A 17,905-nucleotide genomic window follows, 5' to 3' on the forward strand; every position below is an offset into this window, starting at 1 on the left:
CCCGACTGACACAACCGACCGACGACGCGCTCCTGCCCTTCGAGCACCCCCTCGGCGCCACCGTCCTCGGTCGGAGTGGGTCAGACCCACTCCGACCGGACGGGGTGCTGTTCCGGGTGTGGGCGCCGGCCGCCGAGGACGACGTGGTGGTGCGCCTGCTGACGGGCGCGGCCGCCGGCGACCACCCGATGGTCGACGCCGGCACGGGTGTGCGCCAGGCGACGGTGGCGGGCGCCGCCCCGGGCGACGACTACGTGTACGTCCTCGACGGGCGCGCGCTCCCCGACCCGGCCAGCCGGCACCAGCCCGAGGGGGTCCGGGGGCCGTCGCGCGTCGTCGACCCCGCCGCCTTCACGTGGACCGACGACGGCTTCGTCGCCCACCCCCTGGCCGAGAGCGTCCTCTACGAGCTGCACATCGGGACCTTCAGCGAGGACGGCACCTTCGACGGCGCCATCCCCCACCTCGCCGCCCTCGCCGACCTCGGCGTCACCGCCATCGAGATCATGCCGGTCGCCGAGTTCCCCGGACGCTGGGGCTGGGGCTACGACGGCGTGTACCTCGGAGCCGCCCACTCGACCTACGGCGGGCCCGAGGGCCTGGCCCGGCTCGTCGACGCCGCCCACTCGCACGGCCTGGCCGTCGTGCTCGACGTGGTCCACAACCACCTCGGCTCCACCGGCGCCGAGCAGATCGCCGCCTTCGGCCCGTACTTCACCGACAAGTACTCGACCTGGTGGGGCTCGGCCCTCAACTACGACGACGCCTGGAGCGACCCGGTCCGGGAGTGGGTCCTCCAGAGCGTCGAGTGGTACCTGCGCGACCTCCACGTCGACGGGCTGCGGCTCGACGCCGTGCACGCCGTGTTCGACCAGGGCGCCGAGCACCTCGTCGCCGCCGTCGCCCGCCGGAGCCACGAGGTCCGCCCCGGCGCCCTCGTCATCGCCGAGAGCGCGCTGAACGACCCCAAGGTCATCCGGCCGCCCGAGCTCGGCGGGTGGGGCTGCGACGCCCAGTGGGCCGACGACCTCCACCACGCCGTGCGGGTCCTCGCCACCGGCGAGCGCGACGGGTACTACGCCGACTTCGGGTCGGTCGCCGACCTGGCCAAGGCCCTGCACCGGCCCTACGTGCACACCGGCGGCTGGAGCCCGGCGCGCCAGCGGCGCTTCGGCGCCCCCGCCGACGACCGCCCGCCCGAGCAGTTCGTCGTGTTCACCCAGGACCACGACCAGGTGGGCAACCGGGCCCTCGGAGACCGCCTCCCCGCCGAGGTCCAGCCCGTCGCCGCCCTCATCGTCCTGACCTCCCCGTTCACGCCCATGCTCTTCATGGGCGAGGAGCACGGGGAGCCGGCGCCCTTCCAGTTCTTCAGCGACCACATCGACCCCGAGATCGCCGAGGCCACCCGGGAGGGTCGCAAGCGGGAGTTCGCCGCCTTCGCCGCCTTCTCGGGCGAGGAGGTCCCCGACCCCCAGGACGAGGCCACCTTCCTCCGCTCCAAGCTGACCGGCCAGGTCGACCCGACCATCGCCGCCCTCTACCGCAAGCTCCTCGAGGCCCGCCGCGCCCTCCCCCCCGGCGAGGTCGACGAGGTCGCCTTCGACGAGGAGGCCCGCTGGGTCCGGTTCCGCCGCGGCCCGTTCCACGTCGTCGCCTCCTTCGCGGCGGCGCCGAGCACCGTCCCCCTCCCGCCCCACGTGACCGAGGTCCTCGTGTCCACCCACCACACCTTCGCCGTCACCGACGGCGCCATCGCCCTGCCCCCGCTCGGGGGCGCGCTCCTGCGCGAGGGGGCGGGCCGATGACCGACGCCACCGTCGACCCCAGCCACCCGGACGCTCCGACCGAGGTCTGGCCCGGCCAGCCCTTCCCCCTGGGCGCGACCTGGGACGGCCAGGGCGTCAACTTCTCGCTGTTCAGCGAGAACGCCACCTGCGTCGAGCTGTGCCTGTTCGACGACGAGGGCACCGAGGAGCGCATCGAGGTCACCGAGCGCACCGCCTTCAACTGGCACGTCTACGTCCCCGGGCGGGGGCCGGGCTGCCGCTACGGCTACCGGGTGCACGGGCCGTACCAGCCCGAGGACGGCTTCCGCTTCAACCCGGCCAAGCTCCTGATCGACCCCTACGCCAAGGCCATCGAGGGCGGCATCGACTTCGCCGCCGCCAGCGTCCTGCCCTACGTCCCCGACGACACCGACACCGCCGACCTCGAGCCCGACGACGAGGACGACGCCGACGCCATCCCCAAGTCGCTGGTCATCGACCCGCACTTCGACTGGGAGGACGACCGGCGCCCGAACCACCCGTGGAGCGAGACGGTCATCTACGAGGTCCACGTCAAGGGGTTCACCGAGCTGCACCCCGAGGTCCGGGAGGACCTGCGCGGCACCTACGGCGGGTTGGCCTCCGAGCCGGCGGTCGCGTACCTCAAGGACCTCGGCGTGACCGCCGTCGAGCTGCTCCCGATCCACCACATCGCCGACGAGAGCTTCCTCCACGACCGGGGCCTCACGAACTACTGGGGCTACAGCACCATCGGCTTCCTGGCCCCCCACGCCGGCTACGCCGCGACCGGCAGCAACGGCGAGCAGATCCGTGAGTTCAAGGGGATGGTGAAGGCCCTGCACCGGGCGGGCATCGAGGTGATCCTCGACGTCGTCTACAACCACACCGCCGAGGGCAACCACCTCGGGCCGATGCTGTCGTTCAAGGGCGTCGACAACACGTCGTACTACCGGCTGATGCCCGACGACCCCCGGTACTACATGGACTTCACCGGCACCGGGAACTCGCTCAACGCCGTGCACCCGAGCGTGCTGCGGATGATCATGGACTCGCTGCGGTACTGGGTGACCGAGTGCCACGTCGACGGGTTCCGCTTCGACCTGGCCTCGGCCCTGGCCCGCGAGCTCTACGAGGTCGACCGCCTGTCGGCCTTCTTCGACGTCATCCACCAGGACCCCGTCCTGTCCCAGGTGAAGCTGATCGCCGAGCCGTGGGACGTCGGCCCCGGCGGCTACCAGGTCGGCAACTTCCCGGTCCTGTGGACCGAGTGGAACGGCATCTACCGCGACAGCATGCGGGACTTCTGGCGGGGCGAGGCCGACAACGCCGAGTTCGCCTCCCGCCTCACCGGGTCGAGCGACCTGTACGAGTCCGACGGTCGGTCCCCCGTCGCGTCGATCAACTTCGTCACCGCCCACGACGGGTTCACGCTGGCCGACCTGGTCAGCTACGAGCACAAGCACAACGAGGCCAACCTGGAGGACAACCAGGACGGCACCGACGACAACCGGTCGTGGAACTGCGGGGTCGAGGGCGAGACCGACGACCCCGAGATCCTCGAGCTCCGGGCCCGCCAGCGCCGGAACCTGATGACCACCCTGCTGATGAGCCAGGGCGTGCCCATGATCCTCGGGGGCGACGAGATCTGCCGCTCCCAGGGCGGCAACAACAACGGGTGGTGCCAGGACAACGAGATCTCCTGGTTCGACTGGGACCTCGACGAGGGGGCCGTCGAGATGCGGGACTTCACCCGCCGCCTCATCCACCTGCGCCGCGAGCACCCGGTGCTGCGCCGGGCCAAGTTCCTCGAGGGCGAGTCCAGCGACACCACCTCGCTGCCCGACGCCTGGTGGTTCCGCCCCGACGGCCGCCGCATGACCCGGCGCGACTGGGACCGGGGCGACGGCCACGCCGTGGGCCTGTTCCTCAACGGCCACGCCCTCCAGGACCGCAACGCCCACGGGCGCCGCATCGTCGACGACTCGTTCCTCCTGCTCGTCAACGCCCACCACGAGGACGTCCCGTTCGTCTTGCCGGCGCGCCGCTTCGGCGCCCAGTGGGACGTGGTGCTCACCACCGTCGACCCGGCGGTCGAGGAGGGCGCCTGGTCGGCCGCCCCCCGGGCCCGGGTCGACGTGATGGCCCGGTCCATCACCCTCCTCCGCCGGGCCGAGTGACCGGAGCGGACGCGACGTGCCTGGCACGTCGCGTCCCGTCGCGTCCGTCCGGACGCGACGTGCCAGGCACCCTCCGTGCGCGCCCTTCGCCAGGAGGGGCGGCGGGGAGCGGCTGGTAGGTTCGCCCCTCGGTCTCGACCCGTGGACCGAGCCCACACGAGGAACTGCAGGACGTTGACGGACTACCGAACCCACCGGTGCACGGAGCTCGACCTGGCCCAGGAGGGCCAGACGGTGAAGGTCGCCGGGTGGATGGCCAACGTCCGCGACCACGGCGGGCTCGTCTTCCTCGACGTGCGCGACCACTCCGGCCGGCTCCAGGTCGTGCTGCCCGAGGACGCCGAGATGGCCGGTCTCGTCCGCGGGATCGGCAAGGAGTCGGTGATCGCGGTCGAGGGCGAGGTGCGGGCCCGCCCCGAGGGCACCCGCAACCCGAACCTGGCCACCGGTGACATCGAGCTGGCCGCCAGCCACATCGAGGTCCTGGGCGAGGCGACCCGCGCCCTGCCCTTCGAGCTCAGCCAGGTCGAGTCGGTGCGCGAGGACATCCGCCTCCGCCACCGCTACCTCGACATGCGCACCGAGCGCCTCCAGCGGAACCTGATGCTGCGGTCGCAGGTGATCCAGCACATCCGCGACCAGATGATCGAGCTCGACTTCGTCGAGATCCAGACGCCGATCCTCACCAGCTCGTCCCCCGAGGGCGCCCGCGACTACCTGGTCCCGAGCCGCCGCTACCCGGGCAGCTTCTACGCCCTGCCCCAGGCGCCCCAGCAGTTCAAGCAGCTGTTGATGGTGGGCGGCGTCGAGCGCTACTTCCAGATCGCCCCCTGCTTCCGGGACGAGGACGGCCGCGCCGACCGCTCGCCGGGCGAGTTCTACCAGCTCGACCTGGAGATGGCCTTCGCCACCCAGGAGGACGTCTTCACCGTCGTGGAGACCGTGTTCGACGACCTGTTCGCCGCCTTCTCCGAGCGGGAGCGGACGCCGATCCCGTTCCCCCGCATCCCCTACGCCGAGGCCATGGTCCGCTACGGCACCGACAAGCCCGACCTGCGCAACCCGCTCGTCATCACCGACCTGACCGACCACTTCGCCACGTCCGACGTCGGCGTGTTCAAGGGCAAGACGGTGCGGGCCCTGCGGATCCCCGGCGGTGCCGGCCAGGGTCGCCGCTTCTTCGACGACCTGACCTCGGTGGCCACCGACTGGGGCGCCAAGGGCATGGCCTGGTGCAAGCTCAACGAGGACGGCACCAGCGGCCCCATCGCCAAGGCCCTCACCGACGACGACCTCGCCGCGGTGAAGACCGCCACCGGGGCCGACACCGGCGACGCCCTCCTGTTCATCGCCGACACCGAGGCCATGGCCGCCCGGGTCACCGGCGCCCTGCGCACCGAGGTCGGTGAGCGGCTCGAGCTGATCGAGCAGGACGTCTACCGCTTCTGCTGGGTCGTCGACTTCCCCATGTACGAGCGCGACGAGGACACCGGCGTCGTCGACTTCAGCCACAACCCGTTCTCGATGCCCCAGGGCGGTGCCGAGGCGCTGGAGGCCGAGGACCCCACGTCGATCCTGGCCTACCAGTACGACATCGTGTGCAACGGCTACGAGCTGTCGTCGGGCGCGGTCCGGAACCACGACCCCAAGCTGATGGTCAAGGCCTTCGCCCTCGCCGGCTACACCGAGGAGGAGGTCGGCTCCCGCTTCGGTGCGCTGTACAACGCCTTCCAGTACGGAGCCCCGCCCCACGCCGGTGTGGCGCCGGGCATCGACCGCATCTTGATGCTGCTCTCGGACGAGGAGCTGATCCGCGACGTCATCGCCTTCCCGATGACCGTGCAGGCCCGCGACCTCCTGATGGGCGCGCCGGCCCCGGTCTCGGACCGCCAGCTGGCCGAGCTCAACATCCGCACCGTCGTCCCCGCGCCCGAGCCCGGGCCCGCGACCTCCTAGCGCAGTGCCCGAGCGTCGGCCCCTGGTCGCCACCTACCGGATCCAGCTGACGCCCGAGGGCATGGACCTGCACCGGGTCCGCCAGCTGGTCCCCTACCTGCGCGACCTCGGCGTCTCGCACGTCTACCTGTCGCCGGTCCTCACCGCCCGCACCGGCTCGTCCCACGGCTACGACCAGGTCGACCCCACCACCGTGTCGGCCTCGCTGGGCGGCGAGGACGCCCTGCGGGCGCTGGCCGAGGAGATCGGCGTCATCCTCGACATCGTCCCCAACCACATGGGCACCGGCGACGAGAACCGCTGGTGGACCGACGAGCGCCTGCGGGAGCAGTTCTTCGACCTCGACCCCGAGACCGGGCGGTGGCGCCGGTTCTTCGACGTCGACGAGCTCGCCGCCCTCCGCCAGGAGGACCCCGAGGTCTTCTCCGTGACCCACGAGACCCCGATGCGGCTCGTGCGCGAGGGGGTCGTCGACGGGCTGCGGGTCGACCACCCCGACGGCCTGGCCGACCCCGCCGGCTACCTCCGCCGGCTGGCCGAGGGCACCGGCGGCACCGACGTCTGGGTCGAGAAGATCCTCCACGTGGGCGAGGCCCTGCGGCCCTGGCCGGTCTCGGGCACCGTGGGCTACGAGGTCCTCAACGACATCACCGCCCTGTTCGTCGACCCCGCCGGCGAGCCCGCCCTCACCGCGCTGTGGGTCTCGCTCTCGGGCGACGACCGGCCCTTCGCCGACCACGCCGCCGAGGCGATGGCCGAGCAGGCCGCCACCACGTTCCGCCCCGAGGTCGAGCGCCTGGCGCGGACGGTGGCGGCGTCGGGGCTCGACCTGGGCGACGACCCGGTCGCCACCCTGACGCGAGCCGTGGCCACCTTCCCCGTGTACCGCAGCTACGTCGTCCCCGAGCGCGACGAGGTCGACGACGCCGACCGGGCCGTCGCCGAGGAGGCCGACATGCCCGTCGCCCTGCTCGACGTCTTGACCCTCGACGAGCGGGGCCACGACGAGGTCGTCACCCGCTTCCAGCAGACCACCCCGGCGGTCACCGCCAAGGGGGTCGAGGACACCGCCTTCTACCGCTACCTCCGGCTGCTGGCCCTCAACGAGGTCGGCGGCGATCCCGGCCGCTTCGGCCTGGACGTCGCCGCCTTCCACCGGGCGAACCAGGCCCGGGCCCGGTCGTGGCCGCGGAACCTGGTGATCTCCTCGACGCACGACACCAAGCGGTCGGCCGACGTGCGGGCCCGGTTGGGGCTCCTCGCCACCCACGCCGACGAGTGGGCCACCCTGGTCGCCGGGTGGCGCCGGGTCACCGCCGACCTCGTGGTCGGCGGCGCCCCCGACGGCGTCGAGCAGGCCCTGATCTTCCAGACACTGCTGGGGGCGTGGCCCCTGTCCGCCGAGCGGTTGGAGCAGTACCTCACCAAGGCCCTCCGGGAGGCCAAGCGGACCACGACGTGGGTCGAGCCCGACGAGTCGTGGGAGGCGCGGGTGCAGTCCTACGCCCGGGCCCTGCTCGACCACGAGGGCTTCCTCGCGACGTTCCTCCCGTTCCAGGCGCGCATCGCCGCCGAGGGCGCGGCGGTCGCCCTCGCCCAGGTGCTGCTCAAGGTGACCGTGCCCGGCGTGCCCGACATCTACCAGGGCGACGAGCTCGAGGACCTGTCTCTGGTCGACCCGGACAACCGCCGCCCGGTCGACTGGGACGCCCGGCGGGCCGCCCTGGCCGCCGCCGACCCACCGCCGAAGCTGGTCCTGATCCGCGCCGGCCTCGCCCTCCGCGCCCGACGCCCGGACGCCTTCGCCGGCGCCTACCGGCCGATCGACGCCGGCCCCGACGTGTGCGCCTTCACCCGCGGCGCCGACGAGGTCCTCGTCGTCGTCCCCCTCCGCCCCGGCGCCGACACCGCGCCGGTCGACGTCCCGGGCGAGTGGCAGGACGTCTTCGTCGCCGACGGCATCGCCCTCCGCGAGCGCTCCTGACGCGACCCTTGTCCGGAAGTCCCCCTCCTCGGCAGGGTTCCGGACAAGGTTGGGCGAGGCGTGGGTAGCGTCGGCCCCGTGGCGACGACGTACGAGGTCGGCGGCCGGACGATCGAGATCACCCACCCCGACCGCGTCCTGTTCCCCGACGACGGCCTCACCAAGGCGGACCTGGCCGAGTACCACCACCGGGTGGCGCCGACCCTCCTCCGCCACCTCGCCGACCGTCCGCTGATGCTGCAGCGGTTCCCGGAGGGCATCGACGGCACCGGCTTCTACCAGAAGGAGGCGGGGCGGGGCGTGCCCTCCTGGGTGCGCACGGTCGAGGCCCGCAAGGAGGGCGGGACCGTCAACCACCCGGTCGTCGACGACGAGGCCGCCCTGCTGGCGCTCACCAACCTGGGCACCATCTCGTTCCACCGCTGGCCCAGCCGGGCCGACGACCTGGAGCACCCCGACCTGCTGCTCGTCGACCTCGACCCGTCCGACGACGACTTCGACGGGGTGCGCCGGGCCGCCCGCTGGACCCGGGACGTGCTCGACGAGCTCGACCTGGCGTCGTACCTGCAGGTCACCGGCTCACGGGGGATCCACGTGGTGACCCCGGTCGACCGGGCGGCACCCACCGAGGCGGCCGCCGCCTTCGCCCAGCACGTGGCCCGCCTCCTCGCCCTGCGCCACCCCGACGCGCTCACCGACGCCGGCCGCAAGGCCAAGCGTCGAGGCCGTCTCTACGTCGACGTGGCCCGCAACGGGTGGGCCCAGACGGCGGTGACGCCGTACTCGGTCCGCCCCCGCCGGGGTGCGCCCGTCGCCACCCCCATCACGTGGGACGAGCTCGAGGACCCCGACCTCCGCCCCGACGGGTTCACCACCGCCACCGTGCCCGACCGGCTGGCCGCCGGCGACGATCCGTGGGCCGGCATGGGTCGTCGCGCCCGCTCGCTCCAGAGCCGGTGGCAGCGGCTCGAGGGCCTGGTCGCCGAGGCCGAGGCCTCCGCCTCGGCCTGACCGGCTTGCGAGCGGTATCACCCCTCCGGGTGTGGCGACCCGGGGCAGGTGTGATCCACGATGCACGAAGGTGGGGCTCGGGGGTGATGGGGCCCGCGAGCCCCACCTCGTCCGAGCCCACCTGCTCGGGCTACCCGCTGGTGGCGTCGAGGTGCTGGAGCAGGTCGTGGGCGGCCAGCTCGACCTCCTTGTGCCGCCACTCCGACGCCCGGTACACGCAGGCGATGAGCGCCGTGCGGTGGACCCGCCGGAAGTCGCCGGCCACGAAGGCGTAGCGGGCCTTGGTCTCGTCGCCGGCCCCCTCGGTGAGCCCGAGGTGCCAGCGGGCGTAGTCCTCCCAGCCGTGCCGCTCGAGGTAGGCGTTCTGGGCGGCGGCGTCGGGCTGCACGTCGCCCCAGTCGCTGTCGAGCACGTACTGTCGGGCGTCGATGAGCGACCGCACGTGGGCCACGGCGTCGGGGTTCACGGAGTACGTCGCCATGCCCCGATCGTCCCACGCCTACGGTGGCGGCGGTGGGGAGCACGCGCCCGGGACGAGGGCCCCGTCCGACGGCCGAGAGGCGACGCGTGCTGGTGACCGGGGGCGGCGGGTTCGTCGGGTCCTTCGCCGTGCCCGCCCTGCTGGAGGCCGGGCACGACGTCCGCCTCCTCGTGCGCAGCCCGGAGCGGGCGCTCGGCGTCCTGGCCCGGCGGGGCGTGGGCGAGGCCGACGTGGAGCTGGTCGTGGGGGACATGGTCGACGCCGATGTCGTCGGCCCCGCCGCCGTCGGCTGCGACGCCACGATCCACGCCGCCGCCGCCATCGGGATGACCGGTCACGACGGCACCTCGGTGCTGGACGTCAACACCCGCGGCGCCCGCACCGTCGTGGACGCCGCCCTGGCCGCCGGGCACGACCCGGTCGTGCACGTGTCGAGCGTGGCCGTGTTCGTCCCGCCGGTCGAGCCGGTGATCGGGCCCGGCTCGACGCTGGCCTCGCCCCGCACGGACTACGGCCGCTCGAAGGTCGTGACCGAGCAGGAGCTGCGGGCCCGCCAGGACGCCGGCGACCCGATCACGATCGTCTACCCCGGCGGGGTGATCGGACGGGACCAGCCCCACCTCGACGCGACCCTCGAGGGCCTCGTCGCCGCCCGCACCCAGGGCTGGCCCCGCACCCGCGGCGGGGTCGCCCTCGTCGACGTGCGGGACCTGGCCGACGCCCTCGTCGCCTGCCTGGCCCCCGGGGCCGGGCCCCGGCGGCTCGTGCTCGGTGGCCACTTCCTCCGGTGGGCCGAGCTGGGCGCGCTGGTCGACGACATCACCGGCGTCCGGGCCTGGCGGGCCCCGCTGCCCAAGCCCGTCCTGATGGCCGTGGCCACCCTCCTCGACGGCGTCCGCCGCGTCCGGCCCCTCTCGTACCCGCTGACCCGCGACGCGGCCGAGATCATGACGACGATGGTCGCCACCGACGACCGGGCCACTCTGGACGCGCTGGGCATCGAGCTGCGCCCGGTGCGCGAGTCGCTGGACGAGACCCTGCGGTGGCTGGCCGAGGCCGGCCACCTCCCGGCCCGGAGCGCCGGCCGCCTCGCCCCCTGAGCGCGCCGGGCTGCTCACCCCCCGCACGCCGGAGGACGCGGGCGGTCAGGCGACCGGTTCGAGGAGGACCACGACGATGGCGGAGCGCGGGGCGCGCCAGCGGGCCACCTCCCGGTGGGTGGCGGGCCGGCCGGCGACGCCGTCGACGACCAGGTGCGGCAGGCGGTCGAGCTCGAGGCGGTGGGCGTCGGCCACGAGCCAGATCCGCCCGGCCCGGCGGGCCTCGTTCCACCGCACGGTCCCGGGCGTCTCGTCGGGCTCGAACCGGCGCACCGGCCCCAGCGGGCGGTCGGACGGGAGGAGCTGGGGCGGGGCGGCCGGATCGACGTCGCGCCAGGCCGCCTCGAAGGGCGGCCGGGTGGTGTACTCCCGCGAGAGGAGGATGGTGTCCCCGGGCCGCAGCCCGGCGGCGACCCGGCGGGCGGCGACGGTCCACCCGTCGAGGGGCCGGTCGTGCAGGGCGACCTGGCCAGCGGCCAGGGCGACCACGACCGCCGCAGCGCCGACGACCCGGGCCGCCGACCACCGCGGTCGGGCGCCGACGGTCCGCGCCAGGGCGGCCGCCATGAGCAGGGCCAGGCCGGCCACCGAGCCGACGACGTAGCGGGGCACGAGCGACGGCCGGACGACCGACAGCAGGGCGATGAGCACCAGCGGCCCCACCCCCCACAGCACCGGCACGAGCGCCCGGGCCCGGGCGAGGGGCGCGACCGCCCGGCGGCTGCTGACGACGGCCACGACGACGCCGACCAGCACGACCCCGACCAGCACCGCCGCCACCCCGTCCCACCCGCTGGTGAGGCGGCCGGTCACGAACCACACCTGGTCGAGGCTCAAGGGGTCGACCCAGTTGCCCACGTCGTCCGAGGCGGTGCGGGCCAGCCACGCGGTGAGGGCGACGGCGAGGCCCACGCCCCGGAGCGCCCGCAGGGCCGTCGCCCGGTCGACGCGGCCGACGAGCACGGCACCCAGCTGCGGGACCAGCTGCAGGACCGCCAAGCCGTGGAACAGGGGCAGGGCGACGGCGATGGCGGTGTGGGCCCACCACCACCGCCGGGCCCGCCCCCGCCCGTCGGCCAGGCCGTGGTCGACGGCCAGCCACGAGAGGGCGACGAGGAGCATGACGAACGCGTACGACCGGGCCTCGCGCGCCTGGGCGAACCACAGGGGCGAGAGCGCCATGAGGACGCCGGCGAGGGCCGCCTCGCGGGCGCCGGCGAGGCGGCGGGCCACGGCGACGGTGACGGCGACGGCGGCCACGGCGGCGATGACCGACAGGCTCCGCATCCACCAGATCGACTCCGACACCGCCATCCACGGTCGCAGCAGGAGGTAGTAGGCGGCCATGGTGTAGCTGGTGCCGGGCAGCGTGTCGCGCAGCTGGTGGATGGCGCCGAGGGAGTAGGCCTCGTCCAGCCACAGGCCCCGGTGCCCGAGCCGGAACCAGGCCGTCGCCGCACCGACGACCATGCCGGGAGCGGCGAGCCGCCACCAGGGCGCGGCCGACGCCGGCGGCGAGGCGGGCGGCGGCGGGTCCGCCCGTGGCGGAGGGGGCGGTGACCCGAGGTCGGTCGAGGTCAAGCTGTGGTCCTCCCAGGCGGACGCTCCACGGTAGCGACGACGCCGTGGCGCCCCGGTCCGGCCCCTCTAACCTCGGCGGCGTGTCGCCGACGTCGTCGTCAACGCCCGCACCGCTCCGGGTCGGCCTCGTGCTCCTCGGGTCGCCGCCGCCGGGCGCCCCGGCCTCCGAGGGCGGGTACCTCGCCATGTTCGAGCGCCTCCTCGCCCCCCACGGCATCGAGCTGACCGGCCTCGACGCCACCGCCGGACCGCTCGACGTCGACCCCGGCGACCACGCCGCCTACGTGCTCACCGGCTCGGCCACGTCGGTCTACGACGACGAGCCGTGGATCGCCCCGGCCGAGGACTTCGTCCGCGCCGTGGTCGATCGCGGCATCCCCGTCGCCGGCATCTGCTTCGGCCACCAGCTGCTGGCCCAGGCCCTCGGCGGCCGGGTGGAGAGGGCGGGGGCGGGCTGGGGCATGGGCGTCCACGTCTACGACCTCGACGTCGGCGATGCCGCCTGGGCCGGGGCCGCGCCGCCCACCGGGCTCCGGCTCCAGGCCATGCACCAGGACCAGGTCGTGAGCCTGCCCGAGGGGGCGCGGGTGTGGGCCCGGTCCGAGCACTGCCCCATCGCCGGGTTCACCGTCGGCGACCGGGTCTGGACCGTGCAGGCCCACCCCGAGTTCGCCGTCGACTACGCCCGCGGCCTGATCGACCGGCGCCGGGCCGTCGTCGATGCGGCCGTGGCCGACGCCGCCGCCGTCAGCGTCGAGGAGGCCACCGACCACGAGCTGGTGGCGGGCTGGATCGCCCACGTCCTGCGCGCCGATGCCGTCGCCCGCACCTGATCGGGGCCGCCCTCGACGCCGAGGGCGGCCGACGTTGTTGCACGCGACGTGCAGTAAGATCGACCCATGACGGCCACGGGACCGACGATCGATCGCGAGGCGGTGCTGGCCCGCTACCGGGCCGAGCGCGACAAGCGCCTGCGCGAGGACGGCAACGACCAGTACGTCGAGGTCACCGGGGCCTTCGCCCACTACGTCGACGACCCCTACGTGCCCCGGACCGAGCGCGACCCGGTCTCGATCACCACGACGGTGGCCCTCATCGGGGGCGGGTTCTCCGGCCTCGTCACCGGCGCCCGGCTCAAGCAGGCCGGCATCGACGACGTCCGCATCATCGAGAAGGGCGGCGACGTCGGCGGCACGTGGTACTGGAACCGGTACCCCGGCGCCCAGTGCGACACCCACTCGTTCGTCTACATGCCGCTCCTCGAGGAGACCGGCCACATGCCGACCGAGAAGTACGCCCACGGTCCCGAGATCCTCGAGCACTGCCAGCGCATCGCCACCCGGTTCGGCCTCTACGACGACGCCCTGCTGCACACCGAGGTGAGGGCCGTCGAGTGGGACGCCGCCAGCTCGCGCTGGGTCCTGCGCACCGACCGGGGCGACGAGATCCGGGCCCGGTTCGTGGTGATGGGGACCGGGCCCCTGCACCGGCCCAAGCTGCCGGGCATCCCCGGCCTGGGCACCTTCGAGGGCCACACCTTCCACACCAGCCGCTGGGACTACGACTACACCGGCGGCGACCACACCGGCGCCCCCATGGATCGGCTGGCCGACAAGCGGGTCGGGATCATCGGCACCGGCGCCACCTCGGTCCAGTGCGTGCCCCACCTGGCCCGGGCGTGCGGCGAGCTCTTCGTGTTCCAGCGCACCCCCTCGTCGATCGACGTGCGGTCGAACGAGCCCACCGACCCCGAGTGGTTCGAGCGCGAGGTGCTCGAGCCCGGCTGGCAGGAGCGCTGGCTGGCCAGCTTCACCGCCGTGCAGACCGGCAACTTCGGACACGAGGACCTGGTGCAGGACGGGTGGACCGACATCTCCCGGCGCATCCGGGACAAGATCCTCGCCGACCCCGAGGCGACGTTCACGATCGAGTCGTTCCAGCAGGCCTTCGAGGACTCGGACTTCGAGAAGATGGACGAGATCCGGGCCCGGGTCGACGAGATCGTGCAGGACCGGGCCACCGCCGACGCCCTCAAGCCGTGGTACCGCCAGCTGTGCAAGCGGCCCTGCTTCCACGACGAGTACCTCGACGCCTTCAACGAGCCCGGCACCCACCTGATCGACACCGACGGTCGGGGCGTCGAGCGCATCACGCCCCAGGGCGTCGTCGTCGGCGGCGTCGAGCACCCGCTCGACTGCATCATCTTCGCCTCCGGGTTCGAGGTCGGCACCGACCACGCCCGGCGGGCCGGCTTCGACCCCGTCGGTCGGGACGGTTTGGCCCTGTCGGAGCACTGGGCCGAGGGCATGCGCACGCTCCACGGGATGCACGTCCACGGCTTCCCGAACCTGTTCGTGCTGCAGGCCGCCCACGGCGCCAACCTGATCTCGAACTACCCCCACAACCTCTCCGAGGGGGGCAAGACGATCGCCGCCATCGTCCGCCACGCCGAGGACCACGACCTCACCGAGGTGGAGGCCACCGCCGAGGCCGAGCAGGGGTGGGTCGACCTGCTCCACGCCTCGGGCCGGGTCTTCGGCGCCGGGTTCCTCGCCGACTGCACGCCCGGCTACTACAACAACGAGGGCCAGCCGGCCGGGCCCAACGCCGGCATCGCGTCCGTCGGCTACCCCGACGGCCCGGTGGCGTTCTTCGCCCTCATGGAGCAGTGGCGCACCAGCGGCGACTTCGAGGGCCTCGCCCTCCGCCGGGACCCGGCCTGAGCCGTCCGGGGACGACGGCGGGCGCCCGGGCGCCCGGATCCGTCCCCGGTACGCCCGGTCGGCGGTCTGGCTAGGTTCTCCGCGGTGACCAATCTGACGAACCGTCAGGTCGTGCTGCGACGCCGGCCGACCGGGCTGGTGCAGCCCGGCGACACCGAGCTGATCGAGACCGCCGCGCCCGAGCTGGCCGACGGCGAGGCCCTCGTCCGCACGACCTACCTGGGCATCGACGCCGCCGTCCGGACCTGGCTCGACGACGCCCGCGGCTACCTCCCGCCGGTCGCCATCGGCGATCCGATCCGGGCCGCCGGCGTGGGCGAGGTGGTCGAGACCCGCTGCGACGCCTACGCCGTGGGCGACGTGGTGACTTACCTGCCCGGGTTCCAGGAGCTGGCGGTCGTGCGCGACGACGTCTTCACCACCGTCATCCCCGGCGTCGAGGACCAGCTGGCGATGCTGACGGTGTACGGCTCGACCGGCGCCACCGCCTACTTCGGCATGACCGACATCGGCCGCCCGCAGGCCGGCGAGACGGTCGTGGTCTCCGCCGCCGCCGGGGCGACCGGGTCGATCGCCGGCCAGATCGCCAAGATCGCCGGCGCCCGCGTCGTCGGCATCGCCGGCGGGCCCGAGAAGTGCCGGGTCGTGGTCGAGGAGCTCGGCTTCGACGCCTGCATCGACCACCGCGGGCCCGACCTGGCCGCGGCCCTGAAGGAGGCGTGCCCCCAGCGGGTCGACGTGTACTTCGACAACGTCGGCGGCCCGATCCTCGACGCCGTGCTCGGCCGGCTGGCCCAGGGTGGCCGGATCGTCCTGTGCGGGGTGATCTCCAGCTACCTCACCGGCGAGCACCCGGGCCCGGCGAACTACACCAACCTGCTGGCCCGCTGCGGGTTGATGCAGGGCTTCAACACCCTGCACCAGTGGGACCGCTTCCCCGAGGCCTTCGAGGCCCTCCGCCGCTGGGAGGCCGAGGGCCGCCTGGTCCACCGGGCCCACGTCCACGAGGGCCTCGAGCACGCCGTCGACGCCCTCAACGGCCTCTTCACCGGGGCCAACATCGGCAAGACGGTGGTGAAGGTCTCCGACCCGACCGTCGGCTGAGCACCGCCGGCGGCACCCAGCGGAGACGCACGAAGCGGAGCAGGCTAGGCGAGGACGAAGAGGAGGCGGCCCCGGGCGGTCTCCTCCCCGGCGACGGTGGCCCGGCCCCGCCCCCAGCCGCCCCGCCCACCGAGGCGCTCGATCTCGACCTCGAGCGTCAGCTCGTCGCCCGGGACGACCTGGCGGCGGAACCGGACGTCCTCGACCCCGCCGAACAGCGGCAGCCGCTCGGCGTGGCGGGGGTCGGCGAGGACGGCGATGGCGCCGGCCTGGGCCAGGGCCTCGAGCTGGAGGACGCCGGGGACGATCGGGTTGCCGGGGAAGTGGCCGGCGAGCCAGGCCTCGTCCCCGGTGATCTGCCAGCGGGCCGTGACCGACCGGCCCGGCTCGCAGGCGTCGACGGCGTCGACGAAGCGGAACGGGGGCCGGTGGGGCAGCAGGCCGATGAGGTCGTCGCTCGCGCCCGGGGCCATGGGTCCGACCCTATTCGGGGCGCAGGAGGGCGCCGGCCGCCCGCCGGAGCACGCGCGCGGCCTCGGCGTCGGTGAGACCCCGGTTCTCGCGCAGGTGCTCGACCGACTCGAACCCGAGGACGACGTCCAGGGCGGCCAGGAGGTCGGCCCGGGGCTCGGCCGGGAGGGCGTCGAACTCGGGGGCGAACATGGCCGCGACCTGGTCGAGCAGCTGGCGCCGCCCCACGACCAGGCGCTCGCCGATGATCGGGTTGCTGCGGGCCCGCAGCAGGGCGACCCGGACCATGGGGGCGATGGTCTGGTGCAGGAGGAGGCGCGACGCCACGATCCGGGCGACCCGCACCTCGACCGGCCCGAGACCCGGGTCCTCCAGCTCCAACAGCGGGGCCACCCGCTCGATGTGCCGGGCCATGGCCGCCCGCACCAGCGCGTCCATGTCGGCGAAGTAGCGCTGGACCGACCGGGCCGACACCCCGGACCGCTCCGCCACCACCGCCAGCCCCGGGACGGCGGCGTCCTCCCGGAACAGGTCGAGTGCGGCATCGATCACCGCGTCCCGGTTGCGATCGCGTCGCGCGGTGCGCCCGTCTGCTGCCACGTCGGCCATGGCCCCAACCTACCGACGGCGACCGTCCCGCCTATTGTGGCATCTACTACGACACAAGATGGCCGAGGAGCCGCCGTGCTGACGATCACCCTGCTGGGCACCGGGAGCCCGCTGCCCGACCCCCACCGCGCCGGGCCCGCCACCTTGGTCTCGACCGGTGACGTGCACGTCCTCGTCGACGCCGGCCGGGGCGTGCTCATGCGGCTCGCCGCCGCGGGCGTCGGCGCCGGCCAGCTCCACGCCGTCGTGCTGACCCACCTCCACAGCGACCACCTCACCGACCTCGGCGACGTCATCACCACCCGGTGGATCACCACCTTCGCCCCCACCCCGCTCACCGTCGTCGGGCCGCCGGGCACGCAGGACGTGGTCGACCACCTGCTGGCCTCGCTCGCCCCCGACATCGCCTACCGGCTGGCGCACCACGACGACCTCGACCACCCCCCGCCGGTCACCGTCGTCGAGCTCACCGACGGACCCGTGCCCGCCGACCTGGCCATCGCCGTCTCCTGCGCCCCGACCGACCACCGCCCGGTCGAGCCGTCGATCGCCTTCCGGTTCGACATCGCCGGCGCATCGGTCGTGGTCGCCGGGGACACCGTGCCCTGCGCCGGGCTCGATCGGCTCTGCGCCGGCGCCGGCGCCCTGGTCCACACCGCGGTCCGGGCCGATGTCGTGCAGGCGATCGGGCTGCCCCGGATGCTCGACATCCTCGACTACCACTCGTCGGTCGAGCAGGCCGCCGCCACCGCCCAGCGGGCCGGGGTCGACACCCTCGTGCTGACCCACTACGTCCCCGCCTTCCCACCCGGCGGCGGCGACGACTGGCGGGCCCTGGCCGCAGCCCACTTCCACGGGCGCATCGAGCTGGGCGACGACCTCCACCGCGTCGAGGTCGCCCCCCGCTGATCGCCGCGC

At 74.0% G+C, this 17,905-nt stretch carries 14 protein-coding genes; 10 read left to right on the plus strand and 4 right to left on the minus strand.

Annotated features, from left to right (window positions below):
- The first annotated feature begins 104 nt into the window (after window positions 1-104).
- From treZ to ligD, 5 genes are all read left to right on the plus strand, one after another.
- Entirely contained in the window at window positions 105-1,808 is a 1,704-nt protein-coding gene (gene treZ, locus HC251_RS22370) for a malto-oligosyltrehalose trehalohydrolase (RefSeq protein WP_219942839.1), read from the plus strand.
- On the plus strand, window positions 1,805-3,967 hold the full coding sequence (gene glgX, locus HC251_RS22375) for a glycogen debranching protein GlgX (protein ID WP_219942840.1): 2,163 nt from the start codon (window positions 1,805-1,807) through the stop codon (window positions 3,965-3,967). Before treZ ends, glgX begins: the two co-directional genes overlap by 4 nt.
- Before the next feature lie 174 nt (window positions 3,968-4,141).
- On the plus strand, window positions 4,142-5,923 hold the full coding sequence (gene aspS, locus HC251_RS22380; protein WP_219942841.1) for an aspartate--tRNA ligase: 1,782 nt from the start codon (window positions 4,142-4,144) through the stop codon (window positions 5,921-5,923).
- 4 nt (window positions 5,924-5,927) lie between these two features.
- Complete coding sequence (treY, locus tag HC251_RS22385; protein WP_219942842.1) at window positions 5,928-7,907, plus strand: malto-oligosyltrehalose synthase; 1,980 nt, start codon at window positions 5,928-5,930, stop codon at window positions 7,905-7,907.
- Window positions 7,908-7,985: 78 nt separating this feature from the next.
- On the plus strand, window positions 7,986-8,918 hold the full coding sequence (gene ligD / locus HC251_RS22390) for a non-homologous end-joining DNA ligase (protein ID WP_219942843.1): 933 nt from the start codon (window positions 7,986-7,988) through the stop codon (window positions 8,916-8,918).
- Window positions 8,919-9,048: 130 nt separating this feature from the next.
- Here ligD and HC251_RS22395 read toward each other — a convergent pair whose 3' ends face one another.
- Window positions 9,049-9,399: a hypothetical protein gene (locus tag HC251_RS22395; RefSeq protein WP_219942844.1), complete on the minus strand. Its 351-nt coding sequence runs from the start codon at window positions 9,397-9,399 to the stop codon at window positions 9,049-9,051.
- 86 nt (window positions 9,400-9,485) lie between these two features.
- Between HC251_RS22395 and HC251_RS22400 the strand changes: the two genes are divergently transcribed.
- Entirely contained in the window at window positions 9,486-10,499 is a 1,014-nt protein-coding gene (locus HC251_RS22400; RefSeq protein ID WP_219942845.1) for an NAD-dependent epimerase/dehydratase family protein, read from the plus strand.
- Window positions 10,500-10,544: 45 nt separating this feature from the next.
- Here the strand turns inward: HC251_RS22400 and HC251_RS22405 are convergent, their stop codons facing one another.
- Window positions 10,545-12,080, minus strand: coding sequence for a glycosyltransferase family 39 protein (locus HC251_RS22405; protein WP_219942846.1), 1,536 nt, complete (start codon window positions 12,078-12,080; stop codon window positions 10,545-10,547).
- Between the two features lie 80 nt (window positions 12,081-12,160).
- Between HC251_RS22405 and HC251_RS22410 the strand changes: the two genes are divergently transcribed.
- The 3 genes from HC251_RS22410 (at window position 12,161) to HC251_RS22420 (ending at window position 15,907) form a co-directional block, all read left to right on the plus strand.
- A complete protein-coding gene (locus HC251_RS22410) occupies window positions 12,161-12,913 on the plus strand; it encodes a type 1 glutamine amidotransferase (RefSeq protein ID WP_219942847.1) in 753 nt (250 codons plus the stop codon).
- Window positions 12,914-12,979: 66 nt separating this feature from the next.
- Entirely contained in the window at window positions 12,980-14,803 is a 1,824-nt protein-coding gene (locus HC251_RS22415) for an NAD(P)/FAD-dependent oxidoreductase (protein WP_219942848.1), read from the plus strand.
- Between the two features lie 84 nt (window positions 14,804-14,887).
- The gene (locus HC251_RS22420; protein WP_255566523.1) at window positions 14,888-15,907 is read left to right on the plus strand and encodes an NADP-dependent oxidoreductase; all 1,020 of its coding nucleotides are present in this window, start codon (window positions 14,888-14,890) and stop codon (window positions 15,905-15,907) included.
- Between the two features lie 44 nt (window positions 15,908-15,951).
- Here the strand turns inward: HC251_RS22420 and fabZ are convergent, their stop codons facing one another.
- Both fabZ and HC251_RS22430 read right to left on the minus strand, forming a co-directional pair.
- Window positions 15,952-16,380, minus strand: a complete 429-nt coding sequence (gene fabZ / locus HC251_RS22425) for a 3-hydroxyacyl-ACP dehydratase FabZ (RefSeq protein WP_219942849.1) — start codon at window positions 16,378-16,380, stop codon at window positions 15,952-15,954.
- Window positions 16,381-16,390: 10 nt separating this feature from the next.
- Window positions 16,391-16,987 (minus strand): TetR/AcrR family transcriptional regulator, encoded by a 597-nt coding sequence (locus HC251_RS22430; RefSeq protein ID WP_219942850.1) that lies wholly within the window; start codon window positions 16,985-16,987, stop codon window positions 16,391-16,393.
- Window positions 16,988-17,062: 75 nt separating this feature from the next.
- Here HC251_RS22430 and HC251_RS22435 point away from each other — a divergent pair, with 75 nt between their 5' ends.
- Complete coding sequence (locus tag HC251_RS22435) at window positions 17,063-17,896, plus strand: ribonuclease Z (RefSeq protein WP_219942851.1); 834 nt, start codon at window positions 17,063-17,065, stop codon at window positions 17,894-17,896.
- Window positions 17,897-17,905: the final 9 nt, after the last annotated feature.

This window comes from Iamia sp. SCSIO 61187, from assembly GCF_019443745.1.
Lineage (GTDB): Bacteria > Actinomycetota > Acidimicrobiia > Acidimicrobiales > Iamiaceae > Iamia.